At 42.3% G+C, this 20,758-nt stretch carries 27 protein-coding genes; 2 read left to right on the top strand and 25 right to left on the bottom strand.

Annotated features, from left to right (window positions below; all coding sequences use genetic code 11):
- Positions 1–114: 114 nt before the first annotated feature.
- From rnc to J2T13_RS15600, 10 genes are all read right to left on the bottom strand, one after another.
- A complete protein-coding gene (gene rnc, locus J2T13_RS15645) occupies positions 115–813 on the bottom strand; it encodes a ribonuclease III (RefSeq protein ID WP_429372851.1) in 699 nt (232 codons plus the stop codon).
- Between the two features lie 12 nt (positions 814–825).
- On the bottom strand, positions 826–2,064 hold the full coding sequence (gene fabF, locus J2T13_RS15640) for a beta-ketoacyl-ACP synthase II (RefSeq protein ID WP_429372849.1): 1,239 nt from the start codon (positions 2,062–2,064) through the stop codon (positions 826–828).
- A 108-nt stretch (positions 2,065–2,172) separates the two neighbouring features.
- Positions 2,173–2,406 carry an acyl carrier protein gene (gene acpP / locus J2T13_RS15635; protein WP_044877691.1) on the bottom strand — a complete coding sequence of 78 codons (234 nt, stop codon included), beginning with the start codon at positions 2,404–2,406 and terminating at the stop codon, positions 2,173–2,175.
- A gap of 47 nt (positions 2,407–2,453) precedes the next feature.
- Positions 2,454–3,203: a 3-oxoacyl-[acyl-carrier-protein] reductase gene (gene fabG, locus J2T13_RS15630; protein ID WP_429372847.1), complete on the bottom strand. Its 750-nt coding sequence runs from the start codon at positions 3,201–3,203 to the stop codon at positions 2,454–2,456.
- 36 nt (positions 3,204–3,239) lie between these two features.
- A complete protein-coding gene (gene fabD / locus J2T13_RS15625; protein ID WP_429372845.1) occupies positions 3,240–4,154 on the bottom strand; it encodes an ACP S-malonyltransferase in 915 nt (304 codons plus the stop codon).
- A gap of 31 nt (positions 4,155–4,185) precedes the next feature.
- A complete protein-coding gene (locus J2T13_RS15620; protein WP_429372907.1) occupies positions 4,186–5,175 on the bottom strand; it encodes a beta-ketoacyl-ACP synthase III in 990 nt (329 codons plus the stop codon).
- An 8-nt stretch (positions 5,176–5,183) separates the two neighbouring features.
- Positions 5,184–6,179, bottom strand: a complete 996-nt coding sequence (plsX, locus tag J2T13_RS15615) for a phosphate acyltransferase PlsX (protein ID WP_429372843.1) — start codon at positions 6,177–6,179, stop codon at positions 5,184–5,186.
- Positions 6,163–6,768, bottom strand: coding sequence for a transcription factor FapR (gene fapR, locus J2T13_RS15610; RefSeq protein WP_429372905.1), 606 nt, complete (start codon positions 6,766–6,768; stop codon positions 6,163–6,165). Before fapR ends, plsX begins: the two co-directional genes overlap by 17 nt.
- Before the next feature lie 308 nt (positions 6,769–7,076).
- Positions 7,077–7,250 carry a 50S ribosomal protein L32 gene (rpmF, locus tag J2T13_RS15605; protein ID WP_429372841.1) on the bottom strand — a complete coding sequence of 58 codons (174 nt, stop codon included), beginning with the start codon at positions 7,248–7,250 and terminating at the stop codon, positions 7,077–7,079.
- 50 nt (positions 7,251–7,300) lie between these two features.
- Positions 7,301–7,828, bottom strand: a complete 528-nt coding sequence (locus J2T13_RS15600; RefSeq protein WP_429372839.1) for a YceD family protein — start codon at positions 7,826–7,828, stop codon at positions 7,301–7,303.
- Positions 7,829–8,006: 178 nt separating this feature from the next.
- Between J2T13_RS15600 and J2T13_RS15595 the strand changes: the two genes are divergently transcribed.
- Positions 8,007–9,239, top strand: a complete 1,233-nt coding sequence (locus J2T13_RS15595) for a nucleotidyltransferase (RefSeq protein WP_429372837.1) — start codon at positions 8,007–8,009, stop codon at positions 9,237–9,239.
- On the opposite strand, the gene J2T13_RS15590 is transcribed toward J2T13_RS15595, so the two are convergent.
- Positions 9,229–10,263 carry a SepM family pheromone-processing serine protease gene (locus J2T13_RS15590; RefSeq protein ID WP_429372836.1) on the bottom strand — a complete coding sequence of 345 codons (1,035 nt, stop codon included), beginning with the start codon at positions 10,261–10,263 and terminating at the stop codon, positions 9,229–9,231. The two genes, J2T13_RS15595 and J2T13_RS15590, sit on opposite strands and share 11 nt — an antisense overlap.
- A gap of 124 nt (positions 10,264–10,387) precedes the next feature.
- Here J2T13_RS15590 and J2T13_RS15585 point away from each other — a divergent pair, with 124 nt between their 5' ends.
- Positions 10,388–11,608, top strand: coding sequence for a nucleoside recognition domain-containing protein (locus J2T13_RS15585; RefSeq protein WP_429372834.1), 1,221 nt, complete (start codon positions 10,388–10,390; stop codon positions 11,606–11,608).
- On the opposite strand, the gene coaD is transcribed toward J2T13_RS15585, so the two are convergent.
- From coaD to J2T13_RS15515, 14 genes are all read right to left on the bottom strand, one after another.
- Positions 11,586–12,098, bottom strand: coding sequence for a pantetheine-phosphate adenylyltransferase (coaD, locus tag J2T13_RS15580; RefSeq protein WP_429372832.1), 513 nt, complete (start codon positions 12,096–12,098; stop codon positions 11,586–11,588). The genes J2T13_RS15585 and coaD overlap by 23 nt on opposite strands.
- On the bottom strand, positions 12,082–12,678 hold the full coding sequence (rsmD, locus tag J2T13_RS15575) for a 16S rRNA (guanine(966)-N(2))-methyltransferase RsmD (RefSeq protein ID WP_429372830.1): 597 nt from the start codon (positions 12,676–12,678) through the stop codon (positions 12,082–12,084). The genes coaD and rsmD overlap by 17 nt, the downstream gene beginning before the upstream one ends.
- Positions 12,679–13,141: 463 nt before the next feature.
- Entirely contained in the window at positions 13,142–14,158 is a 1,017-nt protein-coding gene (locus J2T13_RS15570; RefSeq protein ID WP_429372828.1) for a protoglobin domain-containing protein, read from the bottom strand.
- 252 nt (positions 14,159–14,410) lie between these two features.
- Entirely contained in the window at positions 14,411–14,563 is a 153-nt protein-coding gene (locus J2T13_RS15565) for a YjcZ family sporulation protein (RefSeq protein ID WP_429372826.1), read from the bottom strand.
- Positions 14,564–14,777: 214 nt separating this feature from the next.
- Complete coding sequence (locus J2T13_RS15560; protein WP_429372824.1) at positions 14,778–15,281, bottom strand: ferritin; 504 nt, start codon at positions 15,279–15,281, stop codon at positions 14,778–14,780.
- Between the two features lie 227 nt (positions 15,282–15,508).
- On the bottom strand, positions 15,509–16,093 hold the full coding sequence (locus tag J2T13_RS15555) for a GNAT family N-acetyltransferase (protein WP_429372822.1): 585 nt from the start codon (positions 16,091–16,093) through the stop codon (positions 15,509–15,511).
- Between the two features lie 119 nt (positions 16,094–16,212).
- A complete protein-coding gene (locus J2T13_RS15550) occupies positions 16,213–16,329 on the bottom strand; it encodes a YjcZ family sporulation protein (RefSeq protein WP_429372820.1) in 117 nt (38 codons plus the stop codon).
- 45 nt (positions 16,330–16,374) lie between these two features.
- Positions 16,375–16,485: a YjcZ family sporulation protein gene (locus J2T13_RS15545; protein WP_429372818.1), complete on the bottom strand. Its 111-nt coding sequence runs from the start codon at positions 16,483–16,485 to the stop codon at positions 16,375–16,377.
- A gap of 152 nt (positions 16,486–16,637) precedes the next feature.
- A complete protein-coding gene (locus J2T13_RS15540) occupies positions 16,638–16,865 on the bottom strand; it encodes a helix-turn-helix domain-containing protein (RefSeq protein ID WP_429372816.1) in 228 nt (75 codons plus the stop codon).
- Positions 16,866–16,934: 69 nt separating this feature from the next.
- Positions 16,935–17,819 (bottom strand): SMP-30/gluconolactonase/LRE family protein, encoded by an 885-nt coding sequence (locus J2T13_RS15535; protein WP_429372814.1) that lies wholly within the window; start codon positions 17,817–17,819, stop codon positions 16,935–16,937.
- A gap of 24 nt (positions 17,820–17,843) precedes the next feature.
- On the bottom strand, positions 17,844–18,512 hold the full coding sequence (locus J2T13_RS15530; RefSeq protein ID WP_429372812.1) for an SGNH/GDSL hydrolase family protein: 669 nt from the start codon (positions 18,510–18,512) through the stop codon (positions 17,844–17,846).
- Positions 18,513–18,562: 50 nt separating this feature from the next.
- Positions 18,563–19,342 (bottom strand): alpha/beta hydrolase, encoded by a 780-nt coding sequence (locus J2T13_RS15525; RefSeq protein WP_429372810.1) that lies wholly within the window; start codon positions 19,340–19,342, stop codon positions 18,563–18,565.
- Between the two features lie 170 nt (positions 19,343–19,512).
- Positions 19,513–19,653 carry a hypothetical protein gene (locus J2T13_RS15520; protein ID WP_429372808.1) on the bottom strand — a complete coding sequence of 47 codons (141 nt, stop codon included), beginning with the start codon at positions 19,651–19,653 and terminating at the stop codon, positions 19,513–19,515.
- A gap of 193 nt (positions 19,654–19,846) precedes the next feature.
- Complete coding sequence (locus J2T13_RS15515; protein WP_429372903.1) at positions 19,847–20,680, bottom strand: AraC family transcriptional regulator; 834 nt, start codon at positions 20,678–20,680, stop codon at positions 19,847–19,849.
- Between the last annotated feature and the right edge of the window lie 78 nt (positions 20,681–20,758).

The raw sequence follows: 20,758 nt of genomic DNA, 5'->3' as shown, positions 1-20,758 counted from the left end.
CATATATTCATATTCATAATAAAGAGCAAAGAGTGGTCTGTGGACACAGGCATTCATCCCTGGTTTGAGACTACTCTTTGCTCTTTAGTTAGAAATAACTAATGCACTTAATCATCAGAATTCCTTAAGCTTCAACTGACCAAGCGCAACTGCCGCAGCTTGCTGCTCAGCCTCTTTCTTCGAACGTCCGCTACCTCTTCCAAGACACTCTGTTCCCATATACACTTCAGAAACAAATTCACGCTCATGAGCAGGACCACGCTCTTCAACGATCCGATACTCAATCAGCCCCATATTATGTTGCTGTGTCAGTTCTTGAAGTTCTGTTTTGTAATCGCTCATTTGCTGCTTTCCACTCGCAGATACTTCAGGGAACACATAAAGTTCCAAGAAGCTCCGTGCAGCTTCAAGACCTTGATCAAGATACAACGCTCCAATAAAAGCTTCAAACACATCTGCTAATAGCGCTGGTCTAGTACGACCACCCGTGAGTTCTTCACCTTTACCTAGCAATACATATTGTCCAAAATCTAGAGCCACCGCAAACTTAACAAGGGACGGCTCGCATACAATCGCGGCACGAAGCTTCGTAAGTTCACCTTCAGGACGGGTTGGAAAGAGATTGTACAAATACTCCGATACTGTTAACTCCAATACCGCATCTCCCAGAAACTCTAACCGCTCGTTATCCTGATGCTGACTGAAACGGTGCTCATTGACATAAGACGCGTGGGTAAAGGCCTTCTTCAATAGCAACTTATTGTGGAATTGAATATGAAGTTGCTGCTGTAATTGTTTCAGATCTCCACTCAACAGACCGTCTCCTTAAACATCATATTTTTTCAAAATGATAGTCGCATTATGACCACCAAATCCAAATGAGTTAGACATAGCAACTTGGATATCAGCTTGTCTCGGTACATTAGGAACGTAGTCTAGATCACATTCCGGGTCCGGGTCATCCAAGTTCATGGTAGGCACCAGCGTCTGGTTCTGTATCGAAAGAGCACAGATGATCGCTTCTACTCCCCCAGCAGCTCCGAGCAAGTGACCCGTCATTGACTTTGTTGAACTAACGGCTACCTTGTAGGCATGATCACCAAGTGCCATCTTAATGCCTTTCGTTTCCGATTTGTCACCTACCGGTGTTGATGTCCCATGCGCATTAATATAATCAATATCTTCTGGCTTAATGCCCGCATTACGGATAGCCATCTTCATACAACGAGCTGGACCATCAGGATCCGGTTCTGTCATATGATGAGCATCAGCACTAAGGCCATAACCAATCACTTCAGCCACGATGTGTGCACCGCGCTTCTGCGCATGTTCCAGGGATTCAAGAACTATAACTCCAGCCCCTTCTCCCATGACGAACCCATCACGTCCCTTGTCAAACGGACGACTCGCCTTACTTGGATCATCATTGCGAGTTGACATAGCACGCATAGCGCAGAACCCCGCTACTCCCGTCGGGCGAATCGTTGCTTCCGCACCACCACAGATCATGACATCAGCTTCACCATTCTGAATCCAATTGAATGAATCCCCAATAGCATGAGAACCTGATGCACAAGCGGTTACGGTAGTCGTGTTAGGACCCTTAGCTCCAACAAGAATAGACAAATGACCTGAAGCCATGTTTGCTATCATCATTGGGATAAAGAATGGACTTACACGTTTGGGTCCTTTCTGTAACAGCACATTGTGCTGATCTTCAAAAGTCCCTAGGCCCCCAATTCCAGAACCTATAATGACACCAATGCGACTAGGGTCAGCCTCACTCTTAATATCAAGACCACTATTCTTTATTGCGCTCAAACCGGCAGCCACCGCAAACTGAACATAACGATCCATTTTACGAGCTTCCTTACGATCAACGTATTCCTCTGGGTTGAAATCTTTCACCGAAGCAGCAATTTGTGTAGCGTAGTCACTAACATCAAAGGCCTCAATTTGGGACACACCGGAGTTCCCTGCCATCAGGTTGTCCCACAATGTATCTAAATCTTTACCCAATGATGTCATGACACCCATACCTGTTATCACGACTCTATGTTTCAAAATACACCCACCTCTATATAAACTGCATATGCCATATTATTGTACTTCACAAAATGAGGAGAAAGCCCCGCCTATATGTAATCAGGTACGGGACTTACTATGGTTCAATTAGGTATGAGATTGTATGTAGTTAACAACTTCACCCACACTTGTAATTTTCTCTGCATCTTCATCAGAGATTTCAATATCAAATTCATCTTCTAATTCCATAACCAATTCAACAACGTCTAAAGAATCAGCGCCAAGATCATCTTTAAAAGATGATTCTAGCGTAACTTCAGCTTCGTCAGCACCTAAACGATCGACAACGATGCGTTTTACACGCTCCAATACATCGGACATCCGGTTCACCTCCTCTTTGGTATTATACGAGAATTCTTTTCAAAATGCTACATTACCATTCCGCCATCCACATGTAGTGTCTGGCCCGTCATGTATGATGCACCATCAGACGCTAAAAAAGCAACTACTTTCGCAATTTCTTCTGGTTGACCCAGTCTTGCCAACGGGATATCCGCTGAGAGCTTAGTACGTACTTCCTCTGATAATTCCTTAGTCATATCAGTATCGATAAATCCAGGAGCCACACAATTGACTGTAATACCCCGTGATGCAAGCTCCCGAGCGGATGACTTGGTAAGACCAATTACACCAGCCTTCGCTGCTACATAATTAGCTTGCCCAGCATTCCCCAGAACACCTACTACAGATGAGATATTAATAATTCGACCATAACGTTGTTTCATCATGGGCCGTGTGACTGCCTTCAAACAATTAAATACACCTTTGAGATTGGTTTCAATCACTTGATCGAACTCTTCTTCTTTCATACGCATAATCAAATTATCTCTAGTAATCCCAGCATTATTCACTAAGATGTCTAGACGTCCCCAGGCGTTGATGGATTCTTTCACCAAATTCTCAGCTTGTTCACTTTTGCCAACATTTGCTTGTAAGGCAATAGCTTCTACGCCCATAGCTTGGATCTCTGCCACCACTTCTTGTGCTGCGGATTCATTTCCAGAATAATTCACGATGATGTTAGCTCCATCTCCAGCTAGAGTTAGAGCAATGCTACGGCCTATTCCACGGGATGCTCCAGTCACAAGTGCAACCTGTCCACTTAAAGGTTTGGACATTACAAATTCCTCCTTTCCCCAAGTATACGACTAATTTCATTCAATACTTTCCAAATTATTGATGTTAATCACTGTAACGGTTTTATCGATTTTCTTGATAAGTCCTGTCAATACTTTCCCCGGACCAATCTCGATAAACGTATCCACACCTTGCTGGATCAGATAGTTAATGCTATCCTCCCACAGAACAGGCGAAAACACTTGTTTCACTAACAGATCTCGAATGTCTGAACCACTTCTAACTTGCTGTGCAGTCACATTAGCGACAAGCGGAATTGTTGTGTCATTAAACTGTACAGAGCTCAGTCTAACTTCAAGCTGCTCAGCGGCCTCCTTCATCATGGAAGAGTGAAAAGGACCACTCACTTCAAGGAGGATCGCCTTTTTACCACCGGCTTCTTTCACCCGTTCACATGCAGCAGCGACACCTTCTTGTGAACCAGAAATAACAATCTGCCCTGGGCAGTTGATATTCGCAAGCTCCACAACATGTCCTGTCTCGGTAATGCTTGCACAAAGACTCGTCAGACTTTCCCGATCTGCACCAAGAACAGCAGCCATCGCACCTTGTCCTTCTGGAACAGCTTCCTCCATGTATTGACCACGTGCTCTCACAATAGATACTGCCTCTTCTAACGAAAGAACGCCCGACGCTACAAGTGCGCTGTACTCACCCAAGCTATGTCCTGCTACAAAGTCAGCTTGGATGCCCTTACCTCGAAGAGCCTCCAAATAAGCAATACTTGTAGCCAGCAAAGCAGGCTGTGTATTAAAAGTCTTCTTCAACTCACTGTCAGGTCCCTCAAAAATCATCGAAGTTAGCGAAAATCCTAGAGAACGATCGGCTAATTCAAAGACTTGCCGAGCTTCTGCTACAGTATCATAAATATCTTTGCCCATACCTACCGATTGTGCACCTTGCCCTGGAAACACCAACGCTACTTTCCCCATTGTACATCTCCTCACCGAGTCTATCGTGTTGCTACCAGACTAATACCGAAGCTCCCCATGTCAATCCGCCACCAAATCCAACCATTAAGACGGTATCTCCTTCTTTCATCCGCCCTTCCTCAGCTGCTTCAACAAGCGCAAGCGGAATGGATGCAGCCGAAGTATTGGCATATTTATCGACGTTAATTACACATTTCTCTGGGGGTAAATCCAAGCGCTGCATAGCGGATTGAATAATTCGAATATTAGCTTGATGCGGTACAAACAAATCAATATCTTCTTTGGTCTTCCCAGCTTTGCTCAATACAGACTCTGTCGCAGATCCCATGATTCGTACCGCAAATTTGAATACTTCGCGTCCATTCATGTATATGAAATGTTGCTTATCTTCAATCGTTGCTGTTGATGCAGGTAATCTAGATCCACCAGCTTCAAGTTTAAGTAAGCCACCTCCAGCACCTTCAGCACCTAGATCAAACGAGAGGAATCCACGTCCTTCAGGCACTTCTCCAATGACAACAGCTCCCGCTCCATCACCGAATAATACACAGGTATTACGATCCGTGTAATCTGTAATTCTAGACAAACAATCAGCACCGATAATCAGTGCGTTATTATACATTCCTGTCCGGATAAAGTTAGTAGCCGTAGCTAGGCTATACACGAATCCTGAACAAGCTGCCGAGAGGTCGAAGGCCGCTGCTTTTTTGGCACCTAGTTTCTCTTGTACAATACATGCTGTTGATGGAAAAATAGTATCCGGTGTCACTGTAGCTATGATAATTAGATCTAGCTGATCTGCAGTCATACCCGCAGATTCTAGTGCCTTCAAAGCTGCTTCATAAGCCAAGTCGGAAGTCGCCTGATCAGGTGCCGCAATATGTCGTTCACGGATCCCTGTGCGACTAACAATCCACTCATCATTCGTATCTACCATCTTCTCTAAATCACTGTTAGTCAATATTTTCTCTGGAACATACTTCCCTGTACCAATAATACCTACGGGTCTAAGATTACTCATAACGTCACTCATTTCCTAGTAATTTCCTTAGATATACTTTGAACTAGCTCATTCTCTAGTGCAACTCTTGTCTGGCGAACAGCATTCTTAATAGCATTACCATCAGAAGAGCCATGGCTCTTCATCACGAGACTACGTAAACCCAGCAGGGGCGCTGCCCCATGTTCCTTATAATCAAGCTTCTTCTTCAGCCCTCTCAATTGAGGCATCAACAACGCGGCTCCGATCTTGCTTCTCCATGTTTGACTGAACTGTTCTTTGAGCAAAGTAAACATGCTACCAGCCGTACCTTCTAGCGTCTTCAATAAGATATTACCCGCGAAACCGTCGCAAACAAGTACATCGCAATGACTACCGGACATAATATCGCGAGCCTCAACGTTGCCTATGAAATGAATCGGCATTTCTTGTAAAAGTGGAAATGCTTCCTTCGTTAACTCATTTCCTTTTCCCGGTTCAGTCCCCACATTCAAAAGACCCACACGAGGCTTAGCGATCCCCTGTACCTTCTGGCGATATAAACTACCCATCAAGCCAAACTGTGCTAGGTGTAGTGCTTTAGAGTCCATATTGGCACCCAAATCTAAAGCTAGTACACCACGCTCATCTAACGTAGGGATCATAGGTGCTAGTGCCGGACGTTCAATACCCTCCATACGACCCACCACTAGTAAACCAGTGGTCATGAGAGCACCTGTATTTCCAGCAGATATCATAGCATCCGCCGTACCTTCTTTTAGCATCCGACCAGCCACCACCATAGAAGCATCCTTCTTACGACGAACGGCTTTAACGGGTTCATCCTCAGAATCAATCGTTTCACTAGCGTGGTGAACACTGAGATTAGAAGGTACTTCCTTACCTTTTAGCAGAGGATCTATCTGACTCTGGTCCCCAACTAATATAATATGTATATCTTTCCACTCAGCGGCGGCTGCAAGTGCTCCTTCTACGTTACAATGAGGAGCATGGTCCCCACCCATAGCATCAATGGCGATCTTCATGCTGCATTCCTCCCTCAATGTTGTCTTCTCCCGCAGATCTATAGATTAGGAAATTGCCTTGAAAGACCATTTCTTCACCCACATAGGTGAATACTTCGACTTTAGCTTTCCCCTTTTGACCTGCCATAGACCTCACATATGCTTTAGCGATACATTTCTCGCCTAGATGTACGGATCGCAAGAAGCGGATATCTGCTGAAGCTGTTAATGCGATCTCATCATTAATAACAGCTACCGCAAGGGAGTTAGCTTGGCCAAAAATATCATGACCACGTGCGATAAGTGTTCTTGAGAACACATGCTCTTCACCAATCTCAAACAAAGAGATGCCACTCTTATCTAGCTGTAAATCCACAATTTCTCCCACAACTTCATTCAGAGGCAATGAGCGGACTTGGTCGTACGAATGCTCCGCCATCTGTTTAATCCGCTCCCGAAGTTCTGGTATTCCAAGCTCCATTCGATCTAGACGGATCGTCTGAATGCTCACTTTCAGTTCTCGCGTCAGCTCACGGTCCGTAACAAACGGGTTCGCTTCGATGAGTAAAAGTAACTCTTGATGGCGCTGTTTTTTGGATAAACGTTCTATGACGGTACACCTCCTTACGATTCAGATGTGATTAAGAAAGGCTTTATATAAGATAAACGACTCAACCTGCCCAAAGGAAGGCATTCGTTTACCGATAAAATATTAAATAGTGAATAGTGAAGTTAAGAGCTTTCTAATATTTCCAATACACATTTGCATCTTAGAACCAGGTACTAATATTAAGTATAAATCATGCTGCGCAAAAAAGAAAGTCCTCTCCTGAGAATTGCATCACCCCAGGTGATTACTCCAAATGAATTCAAAAAAAATAGCACCTCACCATAGATGAAGTACTACTTGTTTGTAAATTATTGCGAGATAATTTCTCTTGCTTTGTATGTTCCGCAAACTTTGCATACGTGATGAGAAAGTTTTAGTTCTCCGCATTGTTCACATTTCACCATACCCGGCACCGTCAATTTAAAGTGCGTACGACGTTTGTCACGACGGGTTTTGGAAGTTCTCCGTTGAGGTACTGCCATGTTAACACCTCCTTATTTCAATCAACCCATTATTGGGATGAATGTTTACATCATTTAAAAAATAGATCTTTCAGCCCTGCAAGCCGTGGATCAACTACTCTCGTGTCGCAGTTGCAGCTGCTTTGGTTCAAGTCTGTTCCACATGTCTGGCATAATCCTTTGCAGGAAGATTTACAGAGTGGAATCAGTGGTAAATACAATAGAAAAGTTTCTTCCACAAATGGGATAAGATCCACCATATCATGATCCACGTAAATGGTCTCGTCATCTTCATCCTGAAGCTCTTCCGACTGCTTCACCAGCTTGAAATGTTCATGAAACGGAATCTCTAATTGTTCGTGGACTGATGTCAAACAGCGTGAACACACCATGTCAACATGTCCAGTGAGCTTACCTTGAACCTCTACCATACTATCTATCAGGTCAGTGCCTAAAAAGGTAGCTTGCAAGTCCGCATGAACGGGTGATGCAGCTATAATATCTCTTCGGCCTTCCACTGCGCGATCTATGTCCACTGTTTCGTGGATCTGTAGGGGCCCTTCCATCTTAACCATTTGACGAAATTCAAAATGCATCATTATCACTCCAAACAAACAAAATTTATTATACCGAGATATGTGGATGTTTGTCAACAGGTAACACCAATATGTTGTAGCATTATTTTTCGAAAATAGACCGAATTTGTGTTATATTTCTAAAAGAAAGCCTTGTAGTAATATTATCACACCACATCTGTTATGAGGAGTTGAGCATTAATTGAGTACTGTAGGCATCATTGTAGAATACAATCCATTACACAACGGTCATGTACACCATTATAACAGAGCCAAAGAAATTACGGGTGCCGAACATACGATTGCTATTCTAAGTGGTCCTTTCCTGCAACGTGGTGAACCCGCACTCATAAGTAAGTATGCCCGGACAGACATGGCATTAGCCATGGGAGTAGACCTCGTGATTGAGCTTCCAACAGTATATGCGGTGCAACCTGCAGAGTGGTTCGCATTCGGAGCTGTATCCCTGCTAGAGGCGACTGGGGTTGTTGATAGCCTATGCTTCGGGACTGAGAGCGGGACACTGGAGCTGCTGCTCCCCCTATCACGTAAACTAGCTACTGAAAGCGAGTCCTTGAAGCAGGAGATATCCAGGCTTCTTAACCTGGGAATGAATTATCCCACAGCGTATAGTGTAGCAGCTGGCAACCTCTCTAATGATCCATTCGAACAGGAGGATATCATCTCCTTATTACAACAGCCCAATCACACCCTTGGTCTACATTATCTGATTGCACTTCAGCGATTACGGAGCGATATCGTTCCCTACACAATCCCACGAGAGAGTGCTGGTTATCATGACTCCACACCTTCGAATTCCAGCATTGCTAGTGCTACTGCAATAAGACGCCTTGTATTAGAACAAGACTTCCAAGCCGCTGCTCCTTACGTACCCTCATATACCATTGACACTATGCGTAAAGAATTTGATGCTGGCCGTGGTCCTATCAGTTGGGAATCATTCAGGCAACCACTGATGCATCAGTTACTTACACAAAGTACATCTGAATTAGTACAGTTCCATGAGGTCACAGAGGGCCTAGAATACCGTATTAAGAAGTTACTACCCAGTGTTGTAAATCTCACCGTCAGAGACCTGCTACATAGCTTAAAAACAAAACGCTACACGCATACCAAGCTTCAACGGATGCTTGCTCACATTCTGCTCCATCATACGAAACAGGAAATGTCCTCGAACTCACTAGCCAAAGGACCTCAATATTTACGAATGCTGGGCTTTAACCATAACGGACAACAACTGCTTAAACAAATGAAAAAGACGGCTTCACTACCGATTGTAGTAAAACCATCTAATCATAGCCACAGTCACTTAGAACGTGATCTACAGGCGTCAGCCGTATATGCCAATGCCTACCATCATCTGAATAATCGGGAAACATTCCGTGATTTCTTCGAACCACCCATCAGGGTCTAGCTTCGAGATTGTTCATATAGCTTAACGCATCTTCTACAGTAGAGACTGGAATTAACTTCATGGTCGTGTGAATCTTATCTGCTCTTGCCTTAGCCTCTTCATAGTTATCCTTTGGCACAAAAAAGATTTCAGCATTCTGTCTATCTGCAGCAACAATCTTGTGTTTAACCCCACCGATTGGTCCTACCGTTCCATCCTCGACGATTGTCCCCGTACCTGCTACGCGGTATCCTTGGGTCAAGTCGCCTTCTGTTAGCTGATTATAAATTTCCATTGTAAACATTAGTCCAGCAGAAGGCCCTCCAACTTGAGTATTTACAAACTCCACTTGTTTACCAGGATCATCGGTCGTTACTTTCTGCATTGTAGCGATAATAATTCCTAGACCTGGACGAGTCTCAGATCCATCCTTAATGGAAACTAAGGGTACATTTTCAACCAAAGACTCCCCACCACGATTCAACTTAATGGATACAATATCCCCCACTTTTTTGTTGGTTAGCAGGGTAGTCAGCGCAACGTTATCAGAAATAGGTTCTCCATCCACCTCAGTGATTCTGTCACCCGGATTGAAATACTTACTATTATCCGCTTCTTTCGGTACAGAGAACACAAATAGATATTCAGGTAAAATCTTATAGGCAACCTTAGCTTCCTTATAAGCCGCTTCCATTGCGGATGATTGCGAATTGCTCATATAGAAGACTTGTTCCGCAGCATATTCAGCTTCACTTTTTTCACCTAATCTTGACTCTTTCTTGTCGATCTCTGCGTTAGAGTTAAAGGACGCAACGGCTAGTAACGCAATATTGGCATATCTAGCGGATACCGTGGTCATCATAAACGTTCCCTGCTCCGTCGTATCCCCATCTTTTACATTGATCATGGGTTGTACTTCTTCCGCACTTCCTGGCTGATATATGATATACGGCGTTGGCATAAATACAACTAAGTAGACTAGCATCACAACCATCACTATGTATAAGAATAACTTAAACACAAACGAGTCTCTAAATTTATTCATCTTATTCTCCCTTCCATGACTAACACACCATGCTGGTCTTATGTGACTCTTATCTGCATAAAATGAAATGAACGATAGCTTGTTCTGTATTTATATATATTGTTCATTTAAAGAGGTGATGCTCATGATAAGAAGTCTCCGATATCTATTCTCTGCTCCAGTCGTCACATTGATGTTAGGTGCACTTTCCATCCTACTCGTTATTGCCATTGTCAGTTCCCCAGAGCCCACTTTTCAGGCTTCACTTCAAGGACTTTCCCTATGGTGGCATATCGTATTTCCCGCTCTACTTCCCTTTCTCGTTCTATCCGAGATATTGATCGCATATGGTTGGGCACACGGTATGGGCGTGTTGCTTGAACCACTAATGAGAAAAGTATTCGGTCTTCCTGGCGCAACTGGATGGCCACTGGTCATGGGGTTAACAACAGGATACCCTGGTGGTGCACAGGCAACTATGCAATTAGTTGAACAAGGCGAACTAAGCCATAATGAGGCTGGTAAATCCGCTATGTTATCACACTTCTGCAATCCTATGACGATAATCGTAGTCATTGGTATAGGACTAATTGGAAATCCTCTTGCCGGTTATTGGCTGCTCGCAATTCATTGGCTAGCGGGTATCCTTGCTTTTCTTACGTTAAGAATGTTCAGTCGAAGCGAGCGTGGCACTGCAACGAGTAGCTCAATATCCCCAAATTCCATGAAGAATCCGTCTCGTCCTCCACTCATTAGCCGTGTCATAACAGCCATGGAACAGGCCCGTATCCGCGATGGTCGTAGCTTCGGTAAATTACTAGGAGAAGCTGTCGCACACGCCGTTCAGACTCTTATGATTGTTGGTGGGTATATCATTATATTTGCAGTCATCGTTCATATTGTCAGCTTATTTATACTACCCCAAATTCCACCCTATTACGTAGCTGGATTATTTGAAGTCCACTTAGGTGCCAAAGCGCTCAGTACAGACTCCATCCTTTCGCCTATCCTAAAGTGGTCTCTTCTCTCAGCCTTCATAGGTTGGAGCGGTCTATGCGCCATACTCCAGTCTGTCTCCCTACTTAAAAAAGCCGGAATCGGATGGTTAACCTACACCGTTGCCAAGTTGCTACATGGGGGATACGCATTTGTAGTTACTCTCGTTGTATGGAGAACTTTGGAACAATTAAACAGGGATATTCAACCTACATTTGTTACAACCTCAGATGTCCCCCGACATTCATTAGAACTTCCTAATATGTGGGCAAAAATACCCTTACTCATAGAGTGGCAAGGGCTAATACTAGGATGCTTACTTACAGCCTCACTGATGATAACCTTATTTACTTCTGCTCGTTCCCGTTAAACTTGGCATGTAGCGCTTGACCTACTGCGGGGCATACCCATTCGGTCAAATCACCATTGAAGTGTGCAATTTCTTTCACTAGACTTGAACTCAGATAGGAATATTTAGGATTAGTCATCATAAAAATTGTTTCAGCATCTGGATTTAATTTATGATTCGTTGAAGCAAGCTGTAGCTCATATTCGAAATCCGTAACTGTACGAATTCCGCGGACAATCACACGGGCATCTTTCCCCCGAACATAATTCGCCAATAAATCTCGAAAACTGTCCACCTGTACATTAGGAATATCAGCTGTCACTTGCTTCAATAATTCTTTGCGCTCCTCAACGGAAAACAAAGCATTCTTACTAAGATTGTTCAGCACAGCAACGATGAGTATATCGAATTGCTTAGAGGCGCGCATGATAATGTCCATATGCCCCAAGGTAACGGGGTCAAAACTTCCGGGATACACTGCAATGCGTGGATAATTATTCTGTTGATTCATGTTGTTCCTCCTCGATTCGATTCATCTCTAGTTGGTATCGGTATATCGTGATTGCTGTCTCCCCATAAAGAGCTTTACGAATACATATGAAGTGATTCAATTCATCTGGGTACTGATATTTCGAATCATGCTCAACGACGATCGTTGCATTAACCTGAAGAAGTCCTCTTTCGTGCATCTGTTGCATAAGCTCGTCCGCCTGCGTCATCCGATACGGGGGATCTAGAAATATAGCATCCACAGCAACACCGCGTTTCTCCAGCACCTTCAGTGCTCGCGCCGCATCGTTTCGATAAACTTCGCTTTGATTCTCCATTCCTGTTTTCTTGAGATTAGCTCTTATAGTCTCAATACTCTTGGGGTCCATATCTACAAATATGGCATGTTCCATTCCACGACTCAATGCTTCAATTCCCAAACCACCTGTGCCAGCAAATAAATCAAGTACCGTTCCACCCTCAAAATAAGGACCTATCATGCTGAATACAGCTTCCTTAACTTTATCTGTCGTTGGTCTTGTTCCCAATCCGGGAACACTTTGCAAGGTTCTTCCCTTCGCACTTCCCGATACAACTCTCACTAGCCTTTTCACCCATCCTATGCTTAAGATCCAATGCTTGACTCAGCATTTTTATGACGATATCGTACCACATTATGATGGATAATGAAAAATGAACTGCCATTTCGCGTCGTTATTTAGAAATATTATGTATAAAAAGGATTCTCCACGGGCATGCTTTAATTATCGACATCCAAAGAATGTCGTAGACAACCGTGGAGAAGAATTACGTTTCCCCATAGCTCTTCGACCGGTTTCTCCTCTCCCATGAGGACGCCCTGCAAGGGGCGTCCAAATTTTTTCCTATCATAAACTCTTGGTACATAAGTTTTTCTTCAATAATATCGACATTATTATTCGATAACAGACATGAAAATGTAGACCCTATGTAGACCCAATAACTTCAATATGATTGTTTATGGAATGAGAAAAAGCCTCGATATATTTCGAGGCTTTTTCTCATTCCACGATTCAATATTAGCATTTAGATTCCACTTCTTTTAGACTGAAGCATTTCCAAATCTTCAGCAACCTTTTCTATCATTTTTACAAAGGTCGCAAGTTCCTCTGAACTTGCTGCTTGCATCTTCATGTTGTCCAACGTGTTATCCGATACAAGACGAACACTACTAAGTTTGTGCATAATAGCTTCCACCCTCGTCTGGATCTGCTCTTGGGCGCTGCGGGAAGTAGAGGCTAATTTGCGAACTTCATCAGCTACGATATTGAACCCCCGTCCAAATTCGCCTGCATGTGCCGCTTCGATAGCTGCATTCAACCCAAGTAGATGACTTTGATTAGAAATTTCACGGATCAATACACCCATATCCTCAATCTGACCCACCTCTGTACCTAATTGCACCATCAAGTCATGTGCCATTTCTTGAGAATCCAATGCCACTTTAGCCGTTTCGGCAATGGAGCCTGCGTTGCCATACAATTCTGCAATCATACCTGTTAACTCTTGCGCCACTTCCGTGACCGTTTGAAGAATCTGATCCTGTTGATCCGCTAAGTTATAGAGCTTCTCTTGCTCCTTCTTATTATAAGCCTCAAGGACTAACTGAGAATCCAGATTAAACATCTTGCTGAGGGCATGTGTAACCGTTATCCATTGATCAGGCAAAATCTGACGTAGAATGTCTGTTGCTATATCTAAATACACCATATAAGTACCGAGATAATAATTTGAGGACAAGCCTATTCGAGAATGTACCAGGCCAATAGCAATTCTCTTTTGGATATAGGCTTCGTCTATTACGCCAGTTGTCAGAGACATCCAATACTCACGCTGAGTTTCTTTTAATCTTTCAAGAGATGTGGCTTGATCAATGACCCTTTGAAGATCCGGTTTTTTCTCAATATGTTCATAGAAACGATTAACTACTTCATCCACTACTTTTACAAAAACATCATGATTTGCGGATAATATCTGCAGTTCTGCCTCCGTTAATCCTATGTAATCTAACTGCTCTAGTCTGATCTGTGTAACATTGATCATTTGTTAAAATCCCCCGTGTCTGATTTATAAAAGTGCATTATTTTTATAAATTTAGTATTATGATTTAATCATTATAGATGATATCCAAAGAATATAATATAGAACCCAAAAATAATGTATACGATTCCAAAAAAAACATTCATAGAACTTTATTTCTAAGCATTCCAAAGAATTCATTACCATAAATAGAGTAAACCCCCGCAAGGTAAGTAACCCGCGGAGCTTTAGAGTTCGGTCATTTGATTGAATGAATTAGATACAGAATGCACTTATAATAATAACTAGCAATATAAACAGAACTAGAACTGCACCTGTAGTTCCAAATCCTCCAACACCACAGCCACCACCATATCCTGCAACATTATTGTTGCTAACAACATTCCCACAACAACCATTCTCACTCATCAATCATTCCTCCTTTGGTTTAGAGTACACCCTAGCTTATGTTGAATTCTGACTATGGGGAGGGCTATCCGGTAAACAACTAAAATTCAGTTAAAATAGTCCAACTTTCATCCGATGAACTCACCAAACAACGGAATTTGGTTATTATATAGAAATAAACCAAACAACTCCCTTAAGTAAGGAAGTTGTTTGGCATTTTGCATATATAGTTCTCTTATTCTGCTGGAGGTGTAAATGAACGTTTCGCGAATTCTGCATCGAGCATGTAGAATGCGTTACTGTCTTTTTCGATACGCTTAAGTTTCTGAATAATATTATCAAACAATGATTCCTCTTCAACCTGTTCATCAATAAACCATTTCAAAAAGTATATCATAGCATGTTCACGTTCATTCGTAGCCAAATCTGCTAAATGGTAGAATTTCTTAGTGTTCTGCTTCTCGTGTGAATACCCATGTTCAAAAACATCAAGCATCGAAGAATATTCATTCTTAGGTTCTTGCAAAGCACTTATTGTTGCGCGATGTCTTCGATCATTGAGGAACTTGTATATTTTCATTGCATGGAACCGTTCTTCTTCTGCCTGCACAGTGAAAAAATTGGAGAATCCATCCAAACTTTCCGCTGAACAGTAGGCAGCCATAGCAAGATATACATGAGCTGAATAAAACTCAAAATTCATCTGTTCGTTTAATGCTTTTGCTAATTCGTCTTTCATCAGGTCACCTCATCATTATTATAGTGGGAATATCTAAACTTTTCTTAAATCGTCCTATTCTTGACCCAATATCAACAGTATGGAACGCACCCTCATCGTAACACGCCACCTATTTCATCGGCAACTCCTATACCTATCCCTAAGCTATTGGCTCTGTTGAGCACATTAGTTAATTTAGGTTTCCCACAATTTATAAAATATATGTTCCTGATTGTTCTTGATTGTTTTTAAATATTCTTATTGAGCAGAGTCTCATACTTGTTGTATCCCTTAACCTCTCCTATATAGGTATAACCATTTCGTTGATAAAAACGATTCAGTGTTTCATTATCAGCAATACAGTCAAGACGAATACGATCTTTATTATTATATTCAATATCCTTTTCAACCCAGTGGAGAATATCTTTTCCTAGTCCTTGCCCCGCAGAAGTCCGTTTGATAGCTAATCTATGTAAATATATAGATATTCGAGAGTCTAAGGCGCTCTCCCCCCAAAGATCAATATCCCATGGGCTAGGCTGTTGCATCAGAATAACGACTCCGACTAATTCATTATTTTGTCTAAACGAGAATACTTCACCCTGAGATATACAACCTGCCATATTATGACTATCTTGTCCTTCCAATAATCCGCTCCATTGCCTAGACCCTTGACTATGTAACCATTTCGCCGTGAGAATAAGTAGCTCCATAACCTCCTCAGTATCCTGAGGATTCGCTTGTTCACCTCTAACTTGTTCATTCACGAACTCATTAACAATCTTAAAAGTCCCCATCATTACCCTCCGTTCATTGTCATATTCCTGGATCATGCTACCACCTCTCCGCTTAAGCTTCAACCCATTCTAAGAAAGATGGGCATTCTGGAGCTTTATATTCATCACAAAAAACCGGAAGCATATCAATGCTTCCAGCTCCTTAGTACAAGTTATTAACAGAATCCTTTTCCTAATCCTGCTAAGATAATAACCAACAAAATATAGAGTACCAAGATAGCTCCTGTGGAACTAAAAGGTGAAACTCCTACGCCGCCAACACATCCACCCATGAGATGCCCTCCTTTCTATTAAAGGAATACGCGATTTATTATTTTTTAGTAAAGAAACGTACTGGAAATAATAACCAACAAGATAAACAGAACTAAAATTGCACCTGTAGATGTAAAAGGATTTGGGGCATAACCATAACCCGCTACTTCGCTCATTCCAGTTCCTCCTTTCCCTTTAGCATATTTTAAGATATGTCACAACGAACTCCATTGGTCTAGTCATTACCCCAATTTCTCTCATTTCCTCAAAAGAAAAAAGCCCTTATTCAGGGCTTCATATGTACTGCCTATTCCACACATTAAACAGATTATAACTCCTGTATGTTCTGAACTCGTTTTCTTTGATCCACAAGACCAGAATCTCCTTGTTCGCGATATCTCCTCATCCATACCTTCAATCTTCCGATATCCGCGATATCTAGCGCTGCAGCAACTTCCTTCTTAGTCTTACCCTGCAATCGCATTTCAATAGCCTTCTTTTTGATATCAAAACTATAGGAATTAAACGTCTGCCCTTTCTTGGCCAAATCGATCACCTCAAGATATTTATCGGATGAAACTTCATTTTTATATACTCCGATAAATAATCTTATGAAAAAAACCCATTAATAGGATATATAGGGATATGTAGGTTGACCTTTCACGCCAAGTTTAATTCGAAAAAGCGATCCTGACAACGGAAGTTCATCAAGAATTTCATTATTAAGTCCAATACGCGCTGTAGTGATGAATAACTCGTCCAAAAATCCCCCACCGAATACACATGAAGTGACATGACCCGCCGGAATGGCAATGGAACCCAGTAATTCTCCCGTTTGTGGATTCCAACGACCGACCCGTCCCCCATCCCATTCAGCGATCCAGAGCATCCCTTCTATATCCATAGTCATCCCATCTGGGTAACCCGCTCCCGCTGGAAGCTTAAAAGCCATCCTGCGATTACTGACCGATCCAGTCTCTTGATTATAGTCAAGAATATCCACCTGCCTAGTAGGTGTATCTATGTAATACATATGAGTGCCATCAGCACTCCAACCTAATCCATTAGATGTAGAAATACCCTCTAAGACTTTACGAACTGTAAGATCATGATCAAGACAATATAAGAACCCTGCAGCTATACTTCCATCCTGACTCATCGTACCCGCCCAGAAACGACCTTGCGGGTCACATTTACCATCATTAAATCGATTGTTCGGTAGGTGTCCCTCTGGATTAGAGATCAACGTTAGTGTTCCAGTGGATAATTGATACTTATGGAATCCTGTATACAACGCCACTATAACCTCATCTTGAAGGAAAGGAACCACTGCTCCAATCTGCTCATTCAGGGTGTATACCTCATTATGCCCGTTCTCTGGGTAATGAATATGCAATTGGTGACCTTCAATATCAACCCATAAGAGCCTATTATTAATGGCATCCCAACTTGGTCCTTCACCTAGAATAGCTTTAGCATCGAATACGACTTCGAGCGACCCCATCATCATGCATACAGCTCCTCACATCACAATTTAGTTATTATCTCCATCCCAGGAAAATCCAACGGCCTGTAGAAATTCACGTGCAATTGTCATGTGGCCTCGTTGCCCAGGATGTACTCTATCCCAATTGTTAGCTAATGATGACAAGTATACATGTTCCGAAAGTGCATCAAAGGCACTCTGCGTATCGACAACGATAGCCTCATATTCATGAGCAATTTTCTTAACTACGCCCCCATATACATCCATTGTAGCTCTCATAGGGTCATTCAAGTTAGCTTCAAGATAGTACGGAGTCATAAGAACTAACCCTTTCAAAGAAGGACGGATGCCCTCAACAAGCTCGCGAAGTGTCTGTTCATATTCATCCAGATAAATATGCTCCTCCGTATTTAGTGGATTGTCGAACTGACGCCACACATCATTCGTTCCTATCATGATCGATAACCAATCTGGACTAAGATCCACTACGTCTTTTGCCCAACGCGCTTTCAAATGACGTATGGTATCTCCACCTATACCTGTATTCAATGTGCGAATAGAGAGCTCTGGATATACCGCATTTAATAAAGCATCCACTTGAGTCACATACCCATAACCTAACTGTCCAAATCCACCCTCTCCTACAGGAAAGGTACGCCCGCCATCCGTAATCGAGTCTCCAATAAATAAAAGCGTATCTTGCTTGCTAAGTTGCATAATAAATTCATCTCCTAGTTATATAAGTACTTAAATGTTATGAACACAAATTACATTCCTTGATTCTTAAGCCACGTCATGCACAAACTAGGCCAGACAGATACATCAAGAATATCAGTCGCTAGTCCCAATCCATGTTTACCTTTTGGAAATATGTGAAGCGCATATGGAATATTGGAATGACTCAAAGATAACGCTAGCTGAAGGCTATTCTCAACAGGAACAGCTCCATCATCAGCCGTATGCCATATGAAGGTTGGTGGTGTGTCGGCAGTCACTTGCATTTCCGCACTATATTGTATAATTTTATCCTCACTAGGCGATATTCCAAGCAACTGCTCACAGGAACCCCGATGTCCAAAATCCTTCATAGTAATAACAGGATAGCAGAGTACCATCAAGTCAGGACGTGAACTTTCTCTCTCCACTGGGTCATCACTTTCAGGATCCCCCGATTCAAACACAATCCCTGTCATCGCAGCCACATGCCCACCTGCTGAGAATCCGAGAATACCAATCTTATTACGATCTATCCCGTATTCGTCGGCATGTCTTCGCACATATCTTACTGCCCTTCTAGCATCCATCTGTGGAGCTGGTTCATGATGAGGCGCAATACGATAAGTTAGCACAAAGGCAGAAATATTGTGATCATTTAGCCATTTTGCCACAGGTTCTCCTTCATGGTTAGCTAAATGCTGATAACCTCCCCCAGGACAAATGATCATAGCACTTGAACTTCCTTCAATAAGGTAAGGTGTTAAATAGGGCTTGCCCCCACTATTGTGTTCAAGATAGGAAACATAGTCAGACCATAAGGGTATAGTCATAAATAAACATCCTCTCGTTACATCCTCAGGTAAATGCATGAAATCATTTCCATTCTACCATAAGGGTAGAAACAGTACACAGCCTTAATAAATTCCATTTAGTGTAAATAATTCAGAAGAATACAACTGAAATCTAGTATTCCCACGTCCTCCGCGCTCTCTAATCCTCCCTATATCTCTTGGGATTGACTCAACCCCTCAATGGATGCCGTTACAGATCCTAGTTGGTTGATTAAGCTCCCCATTTCGGCTTGCACAGATGCAAAAATATGGTTCGTATCCTTCACCGCTATCACTTGCTGACCAAACAACGGCGTGACCTACCTCGGAGAGAACAATAACGCTCTCGTCTCATTCATGATTTAATCTGAGAGTGTGGCACTCAATAGAAAACTAAAAAGGTAGCTCGTTCCTCGGAAGAGGACGGGCTACCTTTTACTCTATAAAAGAGGTTCTTCAAAAAGTTATCTATTGATCATTTTGGATTCACCTCTCTATTCCATGTTAATAAAGATTACGGAATTGTTCGGGTGTTACTCCCTCAATTCGCCTGAATGTGGCTACAAAGTGGCTAACATCACGAAAGCCAACGCGTTGAGCGATTTCTTTACCCGTTATATCTGAGTAAGCCGTCATCAATTCCTTCGCTTTTCGAATTCTGTATAGAATAAAGTACGCATAGGCCGTCATTCCAAAGGTTTGTTTGAACAGTGTGTTTAAGTGCCTTGCACTAAGGCCTACCTCTATCGCCATATCATCCAATCCCAGATTTGGATCATCAAATCCTTGTTCCATTAAAGCAAGAACAGGCATAAGCCGCTCAACCGCATGAGAAACGGACGGAAGATTATTAATTCTTCCATGCTTCTTCAGAACAATAAGGAATCGATATAAATCTCCAGAGGCATCAAGCCCCGACACATCTCGATCACTTGCCATAGAATTTAACACCTCTGAGGCATATGTTGTAAGTTCACTAGGTTGATCCCACTGATAATAGGATGAAAGATTCAATCCCAACGATGATAATATAGCAGCTACCTGTGGACCTAAGAAAGTAATATACATCGTTTCCCATACTTCGGATACAGGTTCGTATTGATGGGGTTCGTTAGGCAATAAGAGGACACCTGTATTTTCTTTCATCAGTAACGTAGTTCCTCCAAAAGTAAATTTCCCTTCCCCACGAATCGTTTGTAACCAATGATAGTATAAATATCCACGGGGTCTGCTGAATCTTTCTTGGGCTGGATTAAATCCGATACTCTCCATATAAAGTGGAAGTTGTTGTTCTCGTGAGGTTGCAAAAAATCGACGATGCTGCGCATGCATGTGAATATTATCTATGGACTCAATGATGACACCACCTACTTCCGTATTATTATATATGAACATACTATTATTATATTTTAAAGG

Source organism: Paenibacillus sp. DS2015 (assembly GCF_050433705.1).
Taxonomy (GTDB): domain Bacteria; phylum Bacillota; class Bacilli; order Paenibacillales; family Paenibacillaceae; genus Paenibacillus_AQ.
Note: the sequence above shows the minus strand (reverse complement) of the source record. Positions and strands in the feature narration are given on the sequence as shown.

Coding starts and splice junctions, on each gene's coding strand:
- J2T13_RS15620 (WP_429372907.1), bottom strand. CDS start 5,175: ATGAGTAATCTTAGACCCGTAGGTATTATTGGTACAGGGAAGTATGTT.
- fabD (WP_429372845.1), bottom strand. CDS start 4,154: ATGGGGAAAGTAGCGTTGGTGTTTCCAGGGCAAGGTGCACAATCGGTA.
- J2T13_RS15590 (WP_429372836.1), bottom strand. CDS start 10,263: ATGAATAAATTTAGAGACTCGTTTGTGTTTAAGTTATTCTTATACATA.
- J2T13_RS15525 (WP_429372810.1), bottom strand. CDS start 19,342: ATGACTATACCCTTATGGTCTGACTATGTTTCCTATCTTGAACACAAT.
- plsX (WP_429372843.1), bottom strand. CDS start 6,179: ATGAAGATCGCCATTGATGCTATGGGTGGGGACCATGCTCCTCATTGT.
- J2T13_RS15530 (WP_429372812.1), bottom strand. CDS start 18,512: ATGCAACTTAGCAAGCAAGATACGCTTTTATTTATTGGAGACTCGATT.
- J2T13_RS15545 (WP_429372818.1), bottom strand. CDS start 16,485: ATGAGCGAAGTAGCGGGTTATGGTTATGCCCCAAATCCTTTTACATCT.
- J2T13_RS15570 (WP_429372828.1), bottom strand. CDS start 14,158: ATGATCAATGTTACACAGATCAGACTAGAGCAGTTAGATTACATAGGA.
- J2T13_RS15600 (WP_429372839.1), bottom strand. CDS start 7,828: ATGATGCATTTTGAATTTCGTCAAATGGTTAAGATGGAAGGGCCCCTA.
- fabG (WP_429372847.1), bottom strand. CDS start 3,203: ATGTCCAAACCTTTAAGTGGACAGGTTGCACTTGTGACTGGAGCATCC.
- J2T13_RS15560 (WP_429372824.1), bottom strand. CDS start 15,281: ATGAAAGACGAATTAGCAAAAGCATTAAACGAACAGATGAATTTTGAG.
- rpmF (WP_429372841.1), bottom strand. CDS start 7,250: ATGGCAGTACCTCAACGGAGAACTTCCAAAACCCGTCGTGACAAACGT.
- J2T13_RS15535 (WP_429372814.1), bottom strand. CDS start 17,819: ATGATGATGGGGTCGCTCGAAGTCGTATTCGATGCTAAAGCTATTCTA.
- J2T13_RS15550 (WP_429372820.1), bottom strand. CDS start 16,329: ATGGGTGGATGTGTTGGCGGCGTAGGAGTTTCACCTTTTAGTTCCACA.
- J2T13_RS15565 (WP_429372826.1), bottom strand. CDS start 14,563: ATGAGTGAGAATGGTTGTTGTGGGAATGTTGTTAGCAACAATAATGTT.
- J2T13_RS15555 (WP_429372822.1), bottom strand. CDS start 16,093: ATGATCCAGGAATATGACAATGAACGGAGGGTAATGATGGGGACTTTT.
- acpP (WP_044877691.1), bottom strand. CDS start 2,406: ATGTCCGATGTATTGGAGCGTGTAAAACGCATCGTTGTCGATCGTTTA.
- J2T13_RS15585 (WP_429372834.1), top strand. CDS start 10,388: ATGATAAGAAGTCTCCGATATCTATTCTCTGCTCCAGTCGTCACATTG.
- coaD (WP_429372832.1), bottom strand. CDS start 12,098: ATGAATCAACAGAATAATTATCCACGCATTGCAGTGTATCCCGGAAGT.